General features: G+C 59.6%; 14 protein-coding genes. 1 reads left to right on the top strand and 13 read right to left on the bottom strand.

Features of this window, described 5'->3' with window-relative positions:
• Positions 1-74: 74 nt before the first annotated feature.
• From ACIPY9_RS22725 to ACIPY9_RS22770, 10 genes are all read right to left on the bottom strand, one after another.
• On the bottom strand, positions 75-971 hold the full coding sequence (locus ACIPY9_RS22725; protein ID WP_400706875.1) for a PA4780 family RIO1-like protein kinase: 897 nt from the start codon (positions 969-971) through the stop codon (positions 75-77).
• A gap of 349 nt (positions 972-1,320) precedes the next feature.
• The gene (gene trpE / locus ACIPY9_RS22730; protein ID WP_400706878.1) at positions 1,321-2,802 is read right to left on the bottom strand and encodes an anthranilate synthase component I; all 1,482 of its coding nucleotides are present in this window, start codon (positions 2,800-2,802) and stop codon (positions 1,321-1,323) included.
• 70 nt (positions 2,803-2,872) lie between these two features.
• Positions 2,873-3,691, bottom strand: coding sequence for a phosphoglycolate phosphatase (locus ACIPY9_RS22735; RefSeq protein ID WP_400706881.1), 819 nt, complete (start codon positions 3,689-3,691; stop codon positions 2,873-2,875).
• On the bottom strand, positions 3,688-4,362 hold the full coding sequence (gene rpe / locus ACIPY9_RS22740; RefSeq protein ID WP_400706884.1) for a ribulose-phosphate 3-epimerase: 675 nt from the start codon (positions 4,360-4,362) through the stop codon (positions 3,688-3,690). The genes ACIPY9_RS22735 and rpe overlap by 4 nt, the downstream gene beginning before the upstream one ends.
• Positions 4,363-4,535: 173 nt before the next feature.
• On the bottom strand, positions 4,536-5,360 hold the full coding sequence (locus ACIPY9_RS22745) for an ABC transporter permease (protein ID WP_400706887.1): 825 nt from the start codon (positions 5,358-5,360) through the stop codon (positions 4,536-4,538).
• A gap of 11 nt (positions 5,361-5,371) precedes the next feature.
• On the bottom strand, positions 5,372-6,619 hold the full coding sequence (locus tag ACIPY9_RS22750) for an ABC transporter permease (protein WP_400706889.1): 1,248 nt from the start codon (positions 6,617-6,619) through the stop codon (positions 5,372-5,374).
• Between the two features lie 80 nt (positions 6,620-6,699).
• The gene (locus ACIPY9_RS22755) at positions 6,700-7,731 is read right to left on the bottom strand and encodes a polyamine ABC transporter substrate-binding protein (RefSeq protein ID WP_400706892.1); all 1,032 of its coding nucleotides are present in this window, start codon (positions 7,729-7,731) and stop codon (positions 6,700-6,702) included.
• Between the two features lie 81 nt (positions 7,732-7,812).
• Positions 7,813-8,937 carry an ABC transporter ATP-binding protein gene (locus ACIPY9_RS22760; RefSeq protein WP_400706895.1) on the bottom strand — a complete coding sequence of 375 codons (1,125 nt, stop codon included), beginning with the start codon at positions 8,935-8,937 and terminating at the stop codon, positions 7,813-7,815.
• Positions 8,938-9,210: 273 nt separating this feature from the next.
• On the bottom strand, positions 9,211-9,840 hold the full coding sequence (locus ACIPY9_RS22765; RefSeq protein ID WP_400706898.1) for a response regulator: 630 nt from the start codon (positions 9,838-9,840) through the stop codon (positions 9,211-9,213).
• Entirely contained in the window at positions 9,837-11,849 is a 2,013-nt protein-coding gene (locus tag ACIPY9_RS22770; protein WP_400706961.1) for a transporter substrate-binding domain-containing protein, read from the bottom strand. The genes ACIPY9_RS22765 and ACIPY9_RS22770 overlap by 4 nt, the downstream gene beginning before the upstream one ends.
• 116 nt (positions 11,850-11,965) lie before the next feature.
• Between ACIPY9_RS22770 and ACIPY9_RS22775 the strand changes: the two genes are divergently transcribed.
• Positions 11,966-12,925, top strand: coding sequence for an alpha/beta hydrolase family protein (locus ACIPY9_RS22775; protein WP_400706901.1), 960 nt, complete (start codon positions 11,966-11,968; stop codon positions 12,923-12,925).
• Between the two features lie 46 nt (positions 12,926-12,971).
• Here ACIPY9_RS22775 and ACIPY9_RS22780 read toward each other — a convergent pair whose 3' ends face one another.
• The 3 genes from ACIPY9_RS22780 to ACIPY9_RS22790 are packed head-to-tail and all read right to left on the bottom strand — an operon-like array spanning position 12,972 to position 15,470.
• Positions 12,972-13,739: a TerB family tellurite resistance protein gene (locus ACIPY9_RS22780; RefSeq protein ID WP_400706904.1), complete on the bottom strand. Its 768-nt coding sequence runs from the start codon at positions 13,737-13,739 to the stop codon at positions 12,972-12,974.
• The gene (gene murU / locus ACIPY9_RS22785) at positions 13,740-14,411 is read right to left on the bottom strand and encodes an N-acetylmuramate alpha-1-phosphate uridylyltransferase MurU (protein ID WP_400706907.1); all 672 of its coding nucleotides are present in this window, start codon (positions 14,409-14,411) and stop codon (positions 13,740-13,742) included. It lies immediately after the preceding gene.
• A gap of 45 nt (positions 14,412-14,456) precedes the next feature.
• On the bottom strand, positions 14,457-15,470 hold the full coding sequence (locus tag ACIPY9_RS22790; protein ID WP_400706910.1) for an aminoglycoside phosphotransferase family protein: 1,014 nt from the start codon (positions 15,468-15,470) through the stop codon (positions 14,457-14,459).
• Positions 15,471-15,482 lie beyond the last annotated feature (12 nt).

Raw genomic sequence — 15,482 nt, forward strand, 5'->3', positions numbered from 1 at the left:
GTGGAAGCGAGTTCATTCGCGAATGAGCGGATCGCCGCCCGATTCGCTCCTACCTGCGCGTGCCCGCAATCTGGTTACTGCATCCAGGGCGGAGGCGGTTCTTCGGTGGATTTACCCTTGGGGGCATCCTCGGCAGCACGGGCAGCCTGACGACGCTCTTCATCCAGGCGTGCTGCCTCAATCTCGCGCAACACGCCCCTCACATCGGCGGACACTTCCGAATCCTTGAACTCGCCTGTCAGCACCGTAGACGGCGACAGCGTTCCGGCCTCGTAATACGCCCACATTTCCTTCGCATATCGGGTGGCCTTCAGCTCCGGCGCGAAACGCCCGAAGTAGGACGCCATGTTGTTCACATCACGCTCCAGCATGGTGAAGGCGTGGTTGTTGCCCGCCGCGTCCACCGCCTGGGGCAGATCGATGATGACCGGACCGTTCGGGGCCAGCAGCACGTTGAACTCCGACAGGTCACCGTGCACCAGACCGGTACACAGCATCAGCACGATCTGCTGGATAAGGAATGCGTGATACTCGCGCGCCTGATCCGGCTCCAGGACCACATCGTTCAAGCGGGGAGCCGCATCGCCGTACTCGTCGGCAACCAGCTCCATGAGCAGGACCCCTTCCAGAAAATCGAAAGGCTTGGGAACCCTCACACCGGCATTGGCCAGACGGAACAGCGCCGCGACCTCAGCATTCTGCCAGGCATCCTCGGCCTCTTTACGACCGTATTTGGAGCCCTTGGCCATGGCCCTTGCCTGCCGGCTATTGCGTACCTTGCGACCTTCCTGATACTCGGCCGCCTGGCGGAAACTGCGTTTATTCGCCTCCTTGTAAACCTTGGCACACCGCAGCTCTTTGCCACAGCGCACCACATAAACAGCTGCCTCTTTACCACTCATGAGAGGGCGCAGCACTTCGTCGACCAGACCGTCTTCGATCAGGGGTTCAATGCGTTTAGGAGTTTTCATCAGCTTTTATTGTGGGTCCTTTGTTGCCTGATACGCGATTGTTGCCGTTATACGGCAATCCTCCGCCAGCGAGTAGAGGGAACATCCGCCGGAATCGGACAGTTTTCATGGAAAATGGCTTGAACCGCCGGATTCAAGCACCTTTCGTGCCGCACGCTTCGTGAAAGATATTACGATTCCAAAAAACACTACCGTAGGAAAAGGCAGCAATTGGCACCTCTTTCGTGCCGAAATCAGCTCGAAGAGTTCCCTTGAACGGTAATCAAACGATCGGTGAAAGCCTTTGCCCAGGCAAACAAAAACGCGGTGCCTGCCCCAAGGGCAGACACCGCGTTGCATGGCTCACGCATCAGGACTCGTGGGTTTGCTCGGCCAGGGCCACGGCACGGAACATGGCCCGACGCTTGTTGAGGGTTTCTTCCCACTCCAGCGCCGGTACCGAGTCGGCCACGATGCCGCCCCCGGCCTGCACATGCAGCTCACCGTTCTTGATCACCGCAGTACGAATGGCAATCGCGGTGTCCATGTTGCCGTTCCACGCCAGATAACCCACGGCTCCACCGTAGACGCCACGCTTGACCGGCTCCAGTTCGTCGATGATTTCCATGGCACGGATTTTCGGCGCGCCGGACAAGGTACCCGCCGGGAGGATCGCACGCAGCGCGTCCATGGCCGTCAGCCCGCTTTTCAGTTGGCCGGTCACGTTGGAAACAATGTGCATGACGTTGGAGTAACGCTCGATGACCATTTTCTCCGTCAGCTTGACCGAACCGATTTCCGAGACACGCCCCGTGTCGTTACGCCCCAGATCGATGAGCATCAGGTGCTCGGCGATTTCCTTGTCGTCGGACAGCAGGTCTTCCTCGAGGGCACGGTCCGCTTCTTCAGTCGCGCCCCGTGGGCGTGTACCGGCAATCGGGCGAACGGTGACCAGATTGTCTTCGACCCGAACCAATACTTCCGGCGAGCTGCCGACCACATGGAAGTCGCCGAAGTTGAAGAAGTACATGTAAGGCGTCGGGTTGAAGCAGCGCAGCGCCCGGTACAGGTCGATGGGCGCGGCCTTGAAGTCGATGGACATGCGCTGTGACGGCACGACCTGCATCACATCCCCGGCCAGGATGTATTGCTTGATGGTGTCGACGGCCTTTTCGTAGTCACCCTGGGTGAAGCTGGAGCGGAACACCGGCTCTGCCGCCTGTGCACGGCCCAGTTCCAGACCACGGCGTGGCGCGATCGGCTGACGCAGTTTTTCCATCAGGTCATCAAGACGGGACAGGCCGTGCTCATAGGCATCCTGTTGAGCCGGATCGACCAGCACGATAGCGTGCATCTTGCCTGCCAGGTTATCGAACACCACCACCGCATCGGACACCATCAACAGGATATCCGGCACGCCCAGCGGATCCGGATTCGGGCAATTGGCCAGACGCTTTTCGACATAGCGTACGCAGTCATAGCCGAAATACCCCACCAGCCCGCCATTGAAACGCGGCAAGCCGGCAATGGTCGGTACGTTGTAGCGGGCCTTGAACGTTTCGACGAAGTCCAGCGGGTCTTCAACCTCCAGGCTTTCGACTTCTGCACCCTCGTGAGTCACGCTGACGTGATGCCCGTGAACGCGCATTACGGTGCTGCACGGCAAGCCGATGATCGAGTAACGCCCCCACTTCTCCCCGCCCTGCACAGACTCCAGCAGGTAAGAGTTCGGCTGATCGGCCAGTTTCAGGTAGATCGACAGCGGTGTATCGAAGTCAGCCAGGGTTTCGCGGGCCAACGGGATGCGGTTATAGCCAGCAGCAGCCAAACGCAGGAATTCTTCACGGTTCATGAGCAGCCTCGTGGTTTGAGGGTAAAACGGTCAGGTAGGCAAACGTGCCGCACAGGCGGCCGGGATCAAGTCAGGCGCGCCAACGCCAACGGGCCAGGGCCTTGATGACTTTCATCCAGAGTTTGCGAGTGACCACCACGATGGAATCTCTAAAGGAGGGACGTTCAATGTCGGGCAACAGTATCTCAGCGTCCTGATCCAGGCAACCGGGAATCAGCTGGCGCAGATCGTCGATGACCATGGCCGGAGACTCTTCGGCAATCGGTCTGCCATGGTTATACCCGTAACTCAGGGCAACACAGGTCACGCCAGCAGCCTTGGCCGCCTGTACATCGGAGCGAGAGTCACCGACAAACAGCGACTGGGAGGCCGGAATACCGGACATTTTCATGACGAAAAACAGGGCCGCCGGATCCGGCTTGCGCTGAGGCATGGTGTCGCCACCGATGATCCAGCGAAAGAAACGCCCCAGCTTCATTTCATCCAGCAAGGGGGCCACGAAGCGCTCCGGCTTGTTGGTGATGAGGGCCATCTCAACGCCCATCTTCTGCAGCCACTTCAAGGTTTCACGAACGCCGGGATAGACCACGGTGAATTCATGTTTCTCGGCATAAGCCTGCATGAAGATGTCCTGCGCCTGCCCGGCCAGTGTCTCATCGACACCGCTGCAGTCGAGGTCGTTGGCCAGCGCCCGACGCACCAGGGTCGGTGCGCCGTTGCCAATCCACTGCCGGACCGATTCAATACCGGCCGCCGGACGTCCGAGTTCGAGCAGCATCTTGTCCACGGCCACGGCCAGATCAGGCACCGAGTCCACGAGGGTCCCGTCCAGATCGAACATGATCAGTCTGGGCAACTTGCCCGCAAACAGCTGCTCGAAGCCACTCATGGGCGTGCCGACGCCAGTTCGTTACGCATTTTTTCGATCACTTCCTTGTAGTCGGGGGCATTGAAGATAGCCGAACCGGCCACGAATGTGTCGGCACCTGCGGCAGCGATTTCACGAATGTTGGCGACATTGACGCCGCCATCGATCTCCAGGCGGATATCGCGGCCCGACGCATCGATCAAGGCACGCGCCTCGCGCAGCTTGTTGAGGGTGCCAGGGATGAACTTCTGCCCGCCAAAACCGGGGTTGACGCTCATGAGCAGGATCATGTCGACCTTGTCCATCACGTATTCCAGCAGGTTCAGCGGCGTAGCCGGGTTGAACACCAGGCCCGACTTGCAGCCGGCTTCACGGATCAGTTGCAGCGAACGATCGATATGCTGGGTCGCTTCCGGGTGGAAGGTGATGTAGGTCGCACCGGCCTCGACGAAGTCGCCGATGATGCGATCCACCGGGCTGACCATCAGGTGCACATCGATAGGCGCCGTAACGCCATATTTACGCAGCGCGCTGCACACCATCGGGCCAATGGTCAGGTTCGGAACGTAGTGGTTGTCCATGACATCGAAGTGGACGAAGTCGGCGCCAGCGGCCAGCACATTGTCGACATCCTCGCCCAGACGGGCAAAGTCAGCGGATAGAATCGATGGGGCAATAACGAAGGGCTGCATGGCGCACCTGTTTGAGCAGAATCACGGTGGCGCGCATTGTACTCCAAGAGATCGGGATATGCCTTGGAGGATGTTTTTTCGCGAATGAATTCCTGCGAACGCAGGAGCGAATTCATTCGCGAAACAGGCGTGAAGTGCCCTCTTCGCGGATAAATCCGCGCCTACAGGAGCAATTATTCTCCCTGGGTCCTCAGCTTCTCACTACGCCCGCGCAGCCATTCCAGCACCAGCAGCAAGGCCACCGAGAAGGCGATGAGCAGGGTCGCGGCGGCGGCGATGGTCGGGCTGAGGTTTTCGCGGATACCGCTGAACATCTGGCGCGGCAGGGTCGCTTGTTCGGGGCCCGCGAGGAACAGGGTCACCACGACTTCATCGAACGACGTCGCAAAGGCGAACAAGGCCCCGGAAATCACACCCGGCGCAATCAGCGGCAGGGTCACCCGACGAAAGGTCGTCAACGGCGACGCGCCGAGGTTGGCGGCAGCACGAACCAGGTTGTAGTTGAAGCCCTGCAGGGTAGCCGACACGGTGATGATCACGAACGGCACGCCCAAGACCGCATGCACCAGGATCAACGAGGTGTAGCTGTTGCCCAGCCCCAGTGGGGCGAAGAACAGGTAGCTGGCGACACCGACAATCACCATCGGTACGACCATGGGGGAAATCACCAGCGCCATGACCAGGGGTTTACCGGGGAAGTTGCCACGGGTCAGGCCAATCGAAGCCAGCGTGCCAAAGACCATCGCCAGCACGGTGGAAGCCGGGGCGACGATCATGCTGTTCTTCAGCGCACGCATCCATTCGGCAGAACCGAAAAAGTCCTGATACCACTGCAACGAAAAGCCTTGCAGCGGATAGACCAGAAAGCTGCCCGAGTTGAACGACAACGGCACGATGACCAGTACCGGCAAGACCAGAAACAACAGCACCAGCGCACAGATGATGCGCAGCGCGTAATACCAGATGCGCTCGATGGGCGACGAATAAGAGTTCAGCATGATGATTCCCCTCAGCTCAAACGCAGGCGGCTGGCGCCGACCAACCAGCTATAGATCAGGTACAGCACAATAGTCGCCAGCAGCAGCAACCCGCCCAGGGCCGTCGCCATGCCCCAGTTGATGCTGGTGTTGGTGTAGAACGCCACGAAGTAGCTGACCATCTGATCGTTCGGGCTGCCCAGCAAGGCCGGGGTGATGTAGTAGCCGATCGACAGGATGAAGACCAGCAGACAGCCTGCACCGATCCCGGCATAGGTCTGTGGGAAATACACTCGCCAGAAGCTGGTGAACGGATGGCAACCCAGCGAAATGGCCGCACGCATGTACGTCGGGGAGATGTTTTTCATCACGCTGTAGATCGGCAGGATCATGAACGGCAGCATGATATGCACCATCGAGATGTAGACACCGACCCGGTTGAAGACCAGCTCCAGCGGTTTATCGATGATGCCCATGGCCATCAGCGCGCCATTGATCAGGCCGCTCGATTGCAGCAACACGATCCAGGCCGCCACGCGCACCAGAATCGATGTCCAGAACGGCAACAGCACCAGAATCATCAGCAGGTTGCTCTGCCGTGCCGGCAGGCTGGCCAGCAGGTAAGCCAAGGGATAGGCCAGTACCAGACAGATGGTGGTGATGACCAGCCCCATCCAGAAGGTGCGGGTGAAGATATCCAGATAAATGGCTTGATCGGGCGTTGCAGCGGCGACTTCACCGACGTCATCGATACGATGATCGACAGCAGCCAGCAGGTAATAAGGTGTGAAACTGCTGGTATTGCGACGAATCGCCTGCCAGTAGGCAGGGTCGCCCCAACGCTCGTCCAGCGCTTCCAGTGCATCCTTGTAGGATTCAGGCTCGGTCTTGAAAGGCAGCGCACGGGCCGTCTTGCTCAGCAGGCTGCGATAGCCGGCCAGTTCCATGTTCAGACGCTTGGACAGTTCGCCAAGGGTCGAATTCTTGCGGGTTTCAGCCAGGTCCAGACTCAGGGCCTTGTAGACCGACTCGGGCGGAAGCCCTTTACCGTCCCACTTGTCGACTTCGACAACGGTGCCCGGCAGTGCGGCAACGACTTCCGGGTTGCCGACGCTCTTGTAGAGCAGCGCAGCGATAGGCACCAGAAAGACCAGCAGCAGAAAGATGACCAACGGAGCGATCAGGGCCTGGGCTTTCCAGCGGTTGACCCGTTCGGCACGGGCCAGGCGTTGCTTCAAGTTGGGGCTGGCGCCTTCAGTCAGGGGCACGGCGGTGGCCATAGCGAACTCCGAAATCTTTGAACGAGGGGAGCGTTCCCTGAGGTCGGGAACGCTCCTGGGTCTAACTCAGGTTGACGCGATTACTTGGCGGCCCAAGCGGTGAAACGCTGTTCCAGCGACTCGCCGTTGTCAGTCCAGAAGGTCACGTCCATCTGCACCTGATCCTTGATGTTTTCAGGTGTGGTCGGCATGTTTTGCAGGGTTTCCTTGTCCAGCAAGGCGACCGCCTGAGTATTGGCCGGGCCGTAGGCGATGTTCTGCGAATAGGTCTTCTGCTGCTCGGGGCTCAGGATGTAAGCGATGAATTTCTTCGCGGCTTCGGCGTTTTTCGAGCCCTTTGGAATGGCCCATGCGTCGAAGTCATAAACGCCACCGGTCCAGACCACTTTCAGGTTGCTTTCCTTCTGCACGGCCGCGATACGACCGTTGTAGGCCGAGCTCATGACCACGTCGCCGGAAGCGAGGTATTGAGGCGGCTGAGCGCCCGCTTCCCACCATTGAATGTTTGGCTTGAGTTCATCGAGCTTCTTGAAGGCGCGGTCCTGACCGTCCTTGCTGGCCAGTACCTTGTAGACGTCTTTCGGCGCAACGCCGTCGGCCATCAAGGCGAATTCCAGAGTGTATTTGGCGCCTTTACGCAGACCGCGCTTGCCCGGGAATTTCTTGGTGTCCCAGAAATCAACCCAACTGGTCGGAGCCGTGCTGACCTTGTCGGCGTTGTAAGCCAGGACAGTGGACCATACGAAGAAGCCTGCACCGCAGGTCGTCAGCGCGCCCGGCACGAAGTTCTCGGCCTTGCCGAACAGAGCCGGGTCCAGTTCCTCGAACATGTCTTCGTCGCAACCACGGGACAGTTCAGGCGATTCGACTTCTACCAGATCCCAGGAAACGCTCTTGGTGTCGACCATGGTTTTGACCTTGGCCATTTCACCGTTGTACTCGCCCGCGATGATCTTGCCGTGACCGGCCTTCTCCCAAGGGGCGTAGAAAGCCTTTTCCTGGGCCGCCTTGTTGGCACCGCCGAAAGAGATGACCGTCAGATCGGTGGCCATGGCTTGCGTCGCACACATCATGCCCAACGTGATGGCGGTGAACTTCAATGATTTCAGCATTTATTCTTTTCTCCACGAGCAGTGTTGGTAAGCGATTGGGATGGGCGATCGTTCGCCTCTGTTGTTGCTTTTATCGATAGATCAATGCACTTGCTGCAAGGGATCGAGCGCGCGCACGTGCTCGACTTGCCAACCCAGGGGGACTACGTCGCCAACGCTCAACGCGGGGTCCAGCTCCGCAATGGGTTGCTTGACGAAGAAGTCAGTCTTGTCGGCCACTTCAAGGCGCACACGCACGTGGTCGCCCAGGTAAATGAACTCGGCCACACGGCCCGAAAAGCGGTTGGCACAGCTTTCGCTGCGACCATTGAGGCTGATACGTTCGGGACGAATCGACAGGGTGACCGGTTCACCGGCCTGCCCGACGTTGATTGCCAGCGCCTCGACTTTTTCACCGCGTCCCAGCTCGACGACACAGCGCTCGCCGTTGCGGCTGACCAGACGCCCGCTGAGGCGGTTGTTCTCGCCGATGAAATTGGCGACAAACGTATTCTTGGGTTCTTCGTAGAGGGTGCGCGGATCGGCGATCTGTTGAATCTCGCCCTGATGGAAAACCGCCACCCGGTCAGACATGGTCAACGCCTCGCCCTGGTCGTGGGTCACGTAGACCACGGTCACGCCCAGACGCTGGTGAAGATGCTTGATTTCCATCTGCATGTGCTCGCGCAACTGCTTGTCGAGCGCACCGAGCGGTTCATCCATCAATACCAGTTGCGGCTCGAACACCAAGGCGCGGGCCAGGGCCACACGCTGTTGCTGACCACCGGACAGCTGTGCCGGATAACGGTGCGCAAAGGCGTCCAGTTGCACCATGCCCAGCGCGCGTTTGACCTTCTCGCCGATGTCGGTCTTGCTCATGCCGCGCACCGACAGCGGAAACGCCAGGTTCTCGGCGACCGTCATGTGTGGGAACAAGGCGTAGTTCTGGAACACCATGCCGATGTCGCGTTTATGCGGCGGCACGTTGTTGATGGCTCGCCCACCCAGCAGGATTTCACCGGCGGTCGGCGTCTCGAAACCGGCCAGCATCATCAGACTGGTGGTCTTGCCGGAGCCCGACGGCCCGAGCAGGGTGAGGAATTCGCCTTTGCGAATGTCCAGGTTCAGGTCTTTGACGATCAGTGCTTCGCCGTCGTAGCTCTTCTGAACACCACGAAAGCTGACCAGAACATCATTCGCCCCAGCGCTTGAATCGACGTCGCTCATTACCCACACCTTTGTTTTATCTGCGTGAGTTCAAGCCTAGAACAGGCCACACACCGCGCAAATCGGGGGTCAGGAGAGAATTGCCTAGGCAGGCTGGAAGCGACGCTGTAGGGATTGCCCTACACGAATGGCGCGATTGGATAAGTGGGAATGTCGTTCATTTTCCGGGTAATCGACCTGTGGGACCGAATTCATTCGGGAAAGCGTCCTGCCTGCCACCTCAGGTACGTCGTTTTTCGCGAATGAATTCGCTCCTACGGGGTCGTTTTTAGATCAGAGCAGCTTGTGCTCCATCGCATACTTCACAAGGTCCGCCAGCGAGTTGAGGTTCATCTTCTGCATCAGCCGCGCCTTGTGGGTGCTGATGGTCTTGCTGCTCAAGGCCAGTTGCTGGGCGATGTCATTGACGTTCGCGCCCTGGGCCAGACGCTCGAAAACCGAAAATTCGCGCTCCGACAGAAGTGAGTGCAAGGGACGGTTATCCGTGAGGCCGACCTCGAAGACCATGCGGTCCGCCAGTTCCGGGTCGATATAACGTCCACCGGCCGCCACCCGACGAATGGCGGTCAGCAGCAAGGCCGGATCACTGTCCTTGGTTGCATACCCTGCAGCCCCCACCTTCAAGGCGCGGGCGGCCATTTGTGCCTCGTCATGCATCGACAGCACAAGGATCACCGGCGGATTGTTCAAGGCCCGAATCCGGGGAATCGCCTCCAGCCCGTTGACGCCCGGCATGGAGATATCCAGCAGCACCACTTCGCAAGGCACATGACGAAGTGTTTCAAGCAACTGCTCGCCATTGCTGGCCTCGCCCACCACCAGCAGATCCTTTGCCAGGCCAATCAGTTGTTTGATGCCCTCACGCACGATGGTGTGGTCTTCGGCGACCAGTACACGAATCACGTTTCTCGCTCCTGCCCCACAGGGTCCAACGGAATATATGCGCGCAAGGTTGTGCCTTCACCGACCTCGCTGTCCAGTTCCAATCGACCGCCCAGCATCAGGACTCGCTCGCGCATCCCCACCAGACCAAACGAAACCGGCTTGTCGGGCTGCATGACAAACCCCTGGCCGTCATCGGCAATGGTCATGCACATCACGCCCCTTTCCAGCGTCAGGCTGACTTCCACCGTATGCGCCCGGGCATGACGCATCACGTTGGTCAGCGCCTCCTGAAGAATGCGAAACATGCCGGTTGCCCTCGCGTCGCTGAGCGTCGGCAGATTGTCCGGCACCTGCACCAGACACGGAATCTGCGTGCGCGCCTCGAAACGTCGGGCCTGCCATTCGATGGCCGAGGCAATACCGGCGTCGAGAATCGGCGGACGCAAGGCGGTCGCCACGTCGCGGATCAACTGAAAGAGTTGGGCAATCAGACGCTTCATGCTGTTCAGGCGCTCGCCCAGCCCCGGATCGAGACCGGCATAGGCCAGCTCGCACATGGACGTCTCCAGCTTCAGAACCGTCAGCATCTGCCCCAGCTCGTCATGCACTTCCCGGGCAATGCGGGCCTTCTCCTCTTCCCGCACGCTTTCCAGATGCGCCGACAGCTCACGCAACTGATCGTGAGCACGCCGTCGCTCGCTGACATCACTGAGGAATACCACCAGGTATTCAGCTTCCTGGAAACGCAGGAAGCTCAAAGACACGTCCGCCGGCAACACACTGCCGTCGGCACGGATGCAATTGGTCTCGAACACTTGCGGACTGTCTTCGCTTGAACGGGCGTTCTTCCACAGATTCAGCCAGCGATCCATGTGCAGGCCAGGCTCGAAATCGATCAAGGGTCGGTCGACGACACCGCCCGGCGCGTAGCCCAGCATGGACTCGGCGGCCTGATTGGCATAACGCACCCGACTGTCCCAATTGACCCAGAGAATACCGACCGTGCTCTGATCGATGGAGAACTGCGCCAGGCGCAGTGCCTCTTCACCCGCGACCCGTCGCGCGATGTCTTCCCGGGCCGCGAGCAACTCCTGCTCCAGGGCCTGCTGCTGACGGCGCTGCCAGATGACAATGGCGAAGCAGGCCAACAGCATCACCAGCAGCAACAGGCAGAGGTTCTGCCACAAGCCAGGCGACTCACTGAAGCGCGAAGGCTTGAGCGGCATCCAGCGGGCATGCAGTTGATCCAGCGCCTTCGCGGGAATGGCATGCAGGGCCTCGGTGACGATGGCGGCCAGTTGCGGCGCATCCCGCCGCGTTGCCACACGTAACAATTGCGGCAGGCCGATATCACCCACCACCGCCAGCCCGGCGAACTCCGGTTCACGGAACAGACGACTGAGCTGAGCCTCATCCACGACGGCGTATCGCGCCTGCTGGCTCAACAGTAATTGCAGCGCCTGACGCTCGAGCGGCACACCTTGCAGGTTCAGATGAGGGTAATTGCTGCGCAGGTAATCGGCCGTCGGACCGGGCATCCGCACCGCGACACGAGAACGCTCATCGACCTTTTCCAGATCCACCGCAGAGCTGCCATCGCGCTCTCCGATCAGCAATTGCGACACCCGCAGATAAGGGTCGGAAAACAGCCAGATCCGCAGCCCGGCCGGGGTTTGCATCAGCCCTGGAGCCAGGTCCACCTGCCCCGCCGCTACAGCCTTTTCCAGCGAAGCCTGATCGGGAAAGTTTCGCCATAGCAACTCGACTTGCAGCGCCGTGGCCAGTGCATTCATCAGGTCGACATTGGCACCCGACAATTGCTGCAGACGCTGATCGAACTGGGCATAAGGCGCATGCATCACCAGACCGACACGCAAGGGACCGTGCTGGTCCAGCCAGGCGCGTTGCGCCTGACTCAGCACAGCGGGCACAACCTGCTCCTGCTCATCCGCATGCGTATTCACCGCCAGCGCCATCAAGAGCACCGTCAGGCAGCCGATAAAAACGGAGCGCAGAAGACGAATCATCAAGGTGTCGTTCTCATGTGTTTTCATTGGGCGATCATGAACCGCCCAAGCCTGGGCCTGACAAATACCGATCAACACATTAGGCTGCCGGGATAGTTTCTGGCCTGGAATATTCGATGTCCCATACCTTTCGTGCAACGCTTCCTGCATTGTTCCTGTCGCTGATAGTACCTTGTACCTTGCCTGCGATGGCGGCCGATCCTGCTCCCGCCAAGGATGCCGCACCCACGGAAGCACCGGTAGAGCGCGCCCCGCTTCTGACCCGCGCCCAGGAAGATGCCATTGCCCTTGAGCGCCAATTGCCCCCGCAGGATCTGCAGCAGTTGCAGGCTGGCGACGAAAGCTTCCTGGCCCTCTGGAAACCGGCCAACAGCGCAGAACCACAAGGCGCGGTCATTCTTCTTCCCGGAGCCGGCGAGTCGGCAGACTGGCCGGACATCATCGGGCCGCTACGCCGCAAGTTTCCCGATACCGGCTGGGCCACGCTGAGCATCACGCTGCCGGATGTACAGGACGAAGCCCTGATGCCTCGGGAGCCGGATGCTCCCGCCACGGATGAAAAACCCAAGGAAGCGGCCAAGGACGACACTGCCAAAGAGGCCGACGCGCAAGCCCAGGCCGGTGACGACGCGGCAAAGGCGGCCGCCGCCGAGGAGCGTGCCAAGGCAGAAGCCGAAAAGATCTTTGCCCGCATCGAAAGCGCGATCAGCTTTGCCCAACAGAACAAGGCCCGCAGCATCGTGCTGGTCGGTCATAGCAGCGGCGCCTATTGGGCGGCGCGTTTCCTGAATGAACGGCCATCGCCGGCGGTGCAGAAGTTCGCGATGGTGGCGGCACGCGAGCCCCTCAATACCAAGCCTTCACTGCTGGAACTGATACCGACGCTGAAAATGAAAACCGCAGACTTCGTCTACAGGAACCTGGCCGCCCAGGCAGCCAACGACCGCTTGCAGGCCAGCAAGCGCACCAAGGGCGCAGGCTTTACGCAAGTCGGGCTGACCAACATTGCTGGCAATGAAGACGCCGAACAGGAGCAGATCTTTCGACGCATCCGCGGCTGGGTCGAAGCCAACTAAACCACATGCTGCACAGGCCTGCCGGAGCTCCGGCAGGCACGATGCCTCAACGAAACCCGCGACGCGCCTTGATCAGCCTGTAAGCACTGTGCAGCTCACTGGTCTTCTCGGTGGCCACACGCACTTGCAGTGCATTGGCTCCGGCCCCCGCGATCTTGTCCGGATGATGCCGACTGAGCAGACGGCGATAGGCCCGCTTGATGCTCGCAGGGTCCGTATCGGCCTGCACACCCAGCAATGACAACGCACCGTTGTATTCATCCTTGCTGCTGACGGGGGCCTTCTTCATCGGATCATGCTCGGCAGCCAGCGCATCGATCCTCTGCTCAGACCACCCCAGCCACATGCCCCACGCTCCGATCAGCTCACGCTCGATCCGAGTCATCCTGCCATCAGCCCAGGCCATGCGCCAACAGGCCCGCAACAGGCCTTCGGCCATACCCGGCTGTGCACGCAGGCGACGCAGATAACTGCGCAGCCCGTCCGCGCCATCCTTGCCACGATTGAAAGCGGTAATGGCCAGACGCTGCGCCGCTTCATCCATGTTCAAGCGGCGCATTTCCGCACGAGCCTGATGGATGTGACTGGCCGTTACCCGCCCTCCGCTCTTGGCCAGACGGCCCAGCAACACGAACAGCAGGTCCTCGTCCCGTATGGCAGACCGCCCACCCAGACGCTCACGCACATGCGCCCAACTGTGCAACTGCAAACGACGATCAAGCGCCTGTCCCAGCAACGCGCCGAGCATCGCGCCCGGGATGCTGGCGATGGCATAACCGGCTCCGGCGCCGATCAGTGTGCCAGGCCATAACATCTAGCGAGACTCCGCCAGCAATCGTTCGACTTCATCCAGGCGCTCATGAGTCCCGACATCGACCCAGGTCCCCTGGAAGTGCTCTCCCGTGACCAGCCCCTGCGCCATGACATCGCGCAGCAACGGGGCCAGCTTGAATGCACCGGCCTCACAAGCGGCGAACAGGCGTGGGTGCAGGACCGCAATCCCGCTGTAAGTCAGACGTGGAGCATCAGTACCCGCATCGAACAGGCGGCCTTCGACCAGCGAAAAATCGCCTGTCGGGTTGTGTGCGGGATTATCAATCATGACCAGATGAGCAAGACCGGTCAGAGGCTTGCGCAGCCCGGCAAAGCTGTAATCGGTCCAGATGTCGCCATTGACCACGACAAAGGGCTCCTCCCCCAGCAATGGCAACGCACGAAAAATGCCGCCCCCGGTTTCCAGTGGCTCGCCTTCGGGTGAGTAGCGAATATTCAGCCCCCAGCGCTGGCCGTCTCCCAGATGGTCTTCGATCTGCTGCCCCAGCCAGGCATGGTTGATGACCAGGTCGTGAAAGCCGGCCTGCTTGAGTGCATTCAAATGGTATTCGATCAATGGAACACCGCCAGCACGCACCAACGGTTTTGGTGTGTGCAAGGTCAACGGACGCATCCGTTCGCCCTTTCCGGCAGCGAGAATCATCGCTTTCATGCAAGCCCCTTCAACACAATCGATTCCTTTTCAAAAAATCACCTCTCATGCCGACGTCGGCAGGCTGGCCAGCAATTGCTTCAATTCCGCCAGCTCCGGGCGTCGCGCCAGAACAGCTTCGATGTAAGAGAAGAAACGCGGCACATCGCCCAGGTAACGAGGCTTGCCATCACGATGACAAATCCGGGCAAAAATCCCGATAACCTTCAAGTGGCGCTGAACACCCATCAAATCGCTGGCCCGCAAAAACTCGGCAAAGTCCTCCTGGACCGGGATGCCCTGGGCACGCGCCTTGTCCCAATAGCCGCTCAACCAGCCCGTTACACGTTCTTGAGGCCAGCTCAGGAACGCATCCTTGAACAGGCAGGTAATGTCATAAGTGACCGGCCCGTAAACCGCATCCTGGAAATCCAGCACGCCTGGGTTGGGTTCGCTGATCATCAGGTTGCGCGGCATATAGTCGCGATGGACCAGAACCCTGGGCTGCGCCAGAGCGCTTTCGATCAACAGATCACTGACACGCTGCCAACTGGCCAATTGTGCCTGATCCAGTTCGACGCCCAGATGCCGTTTCACATACCACTCAGGAAAAAGCTCCAGCTCGCGGCGCAGCAACGCTACGTCATAGCTGGGTAATGGCGCCTCCATCGGCAATTGCTGATAAGCCAGCAACGCATCGATCGCATCGGAAAACAGCCCGTCGGCATTCTCTGCGTCGATCACATCCAGATAGGTCTTGCGTCCCAGATCATTGAGCAGCAGGAACCCTTGCGTCAGGTCTTCGGCATAAATTTTCGGAACATTAATGCCCGAACAGGCCAATAAATGAGCAATGTCCACAAAGGGTTTGCAGTTTTCCTGCGGTGGAGGCGCATCCATGACAATAAAAGTTCGCCCACCGCCTTCCCAGCGGAAATAACGGCGAAAACTGGCATCGCTACTGGCCGCAGTCAATGTGGCCGGGGGTACGCCGCCCCATTGCTGCGCTGCGAAGAGCGCTGGAAGCTGCTCATCGAGCCAAACTTTCAAGGATTGAAGGCGTATATCTTGATCTGACATTACAAGGGTCTC

The sequence above is a fragment of the Pseudomonas sp. NPDC089734 genome (assembly GCF_044748865.1).
Classification (GTDB): Bacteria; Pseudomonadota; Gammaproteobacteria; order Pseudomonadales; family Pseudomonadaceae; genus Aquipseudomonas.

Bases quoted from the DNA above. Each gene is read 5' to 3' on its own strand.
- ACIPY9_RS22725 (WP_400706875.1), bottom strand. From the start codon at position 971: ATGAAAACTCCTAAACGCATTGAACCCCTGATCGAAGACGGTCTGGTC.
- trpE (WP_400706878.1), bottom strand. From the start codon at position 2,802: ATGAACCGTGAAGAATTCCTGCGTTTGGCTGCTGCTGGCTATAACCGC.
- ACIPY9_RS22735 (WP_400706881.1), bottom strand. From the start codon at position 3,691: ATGAGTGGCTTCGAGCAGCTGTTTGCGGGCAAGTTGCCCAGACTGATC.
- rpe (WP_400706884.1), bottom strand. From the start codon at position 4,362: ATGCAGCCCTTCGTTATTGCCCCATCGATTCTATCCGCTGACTTTGCC.
- ACIPY9_RS22745 (WP_400706887.1), bottom strand. From the start codon at position 5,360: ATGCTGAACTCTTATTCGTCGCCCATCGAGCGCATCTGGTATTACGCG.
- ACIPY9_RS22750 (WP_400706889.1), bottom strand. From the start codon at position 6,619: ATGGCCACCGCCGTGCCCCTGACTGAAGGCGCCAGCCCCAACTTGAAG.
- ACIPY9_RS22755 (WP_400706892.1), bottom strand. From the start codon at position 7,731: ATGCTGAAATCATTGAAGTTCACCGCCATCACGTTGGGCATGATGTGT.
- ACIPY9_RS22760 (WP_400706895.1), bottom strand. From the start codon at position 8,937: ATGAGCGACGTCGATTCAAGCGCTGGGGCGAATGATGTTCTGGTCAGC.
- ACIPY9_RS22770 (WP_400706961.1), bottom strand. From the start codon at position 11,849: ATGATTCGTCTTCTGCGCTCCGTTTTTATCGGCTGCCTGACGGTGCTC.
- ACIPY9_RS22775 (WP_400706901.1), top strand. From the start codon at position 11,966: ATGTCCCATACCTTTCGTGCAACGCTTCCTGCATTGTTCCTGTCGCTG.
- ACIPY9_RS22780 (WP_400706904.1), bottom strand. From the start codon at position 13,739: ATGTTATGGCCTGGCACACTGATCGGCGCCGGAGCCGGTTATGCCATC.
- murU (WP_400706907.1), bottom strand. From the start codon at position 14,411: ATGAAAGCGATGATTCTCGCTGCCGGAAAGGGCGAACGGATGCGTCCG.
- ACIPY9_RS22790 (WP_400706910.1), bottom strand. From the start codon at position 15,470: ATGTCAGATCAAGATATACGCCTTCAATCCTTGAAAGTTTGGCTCGAT.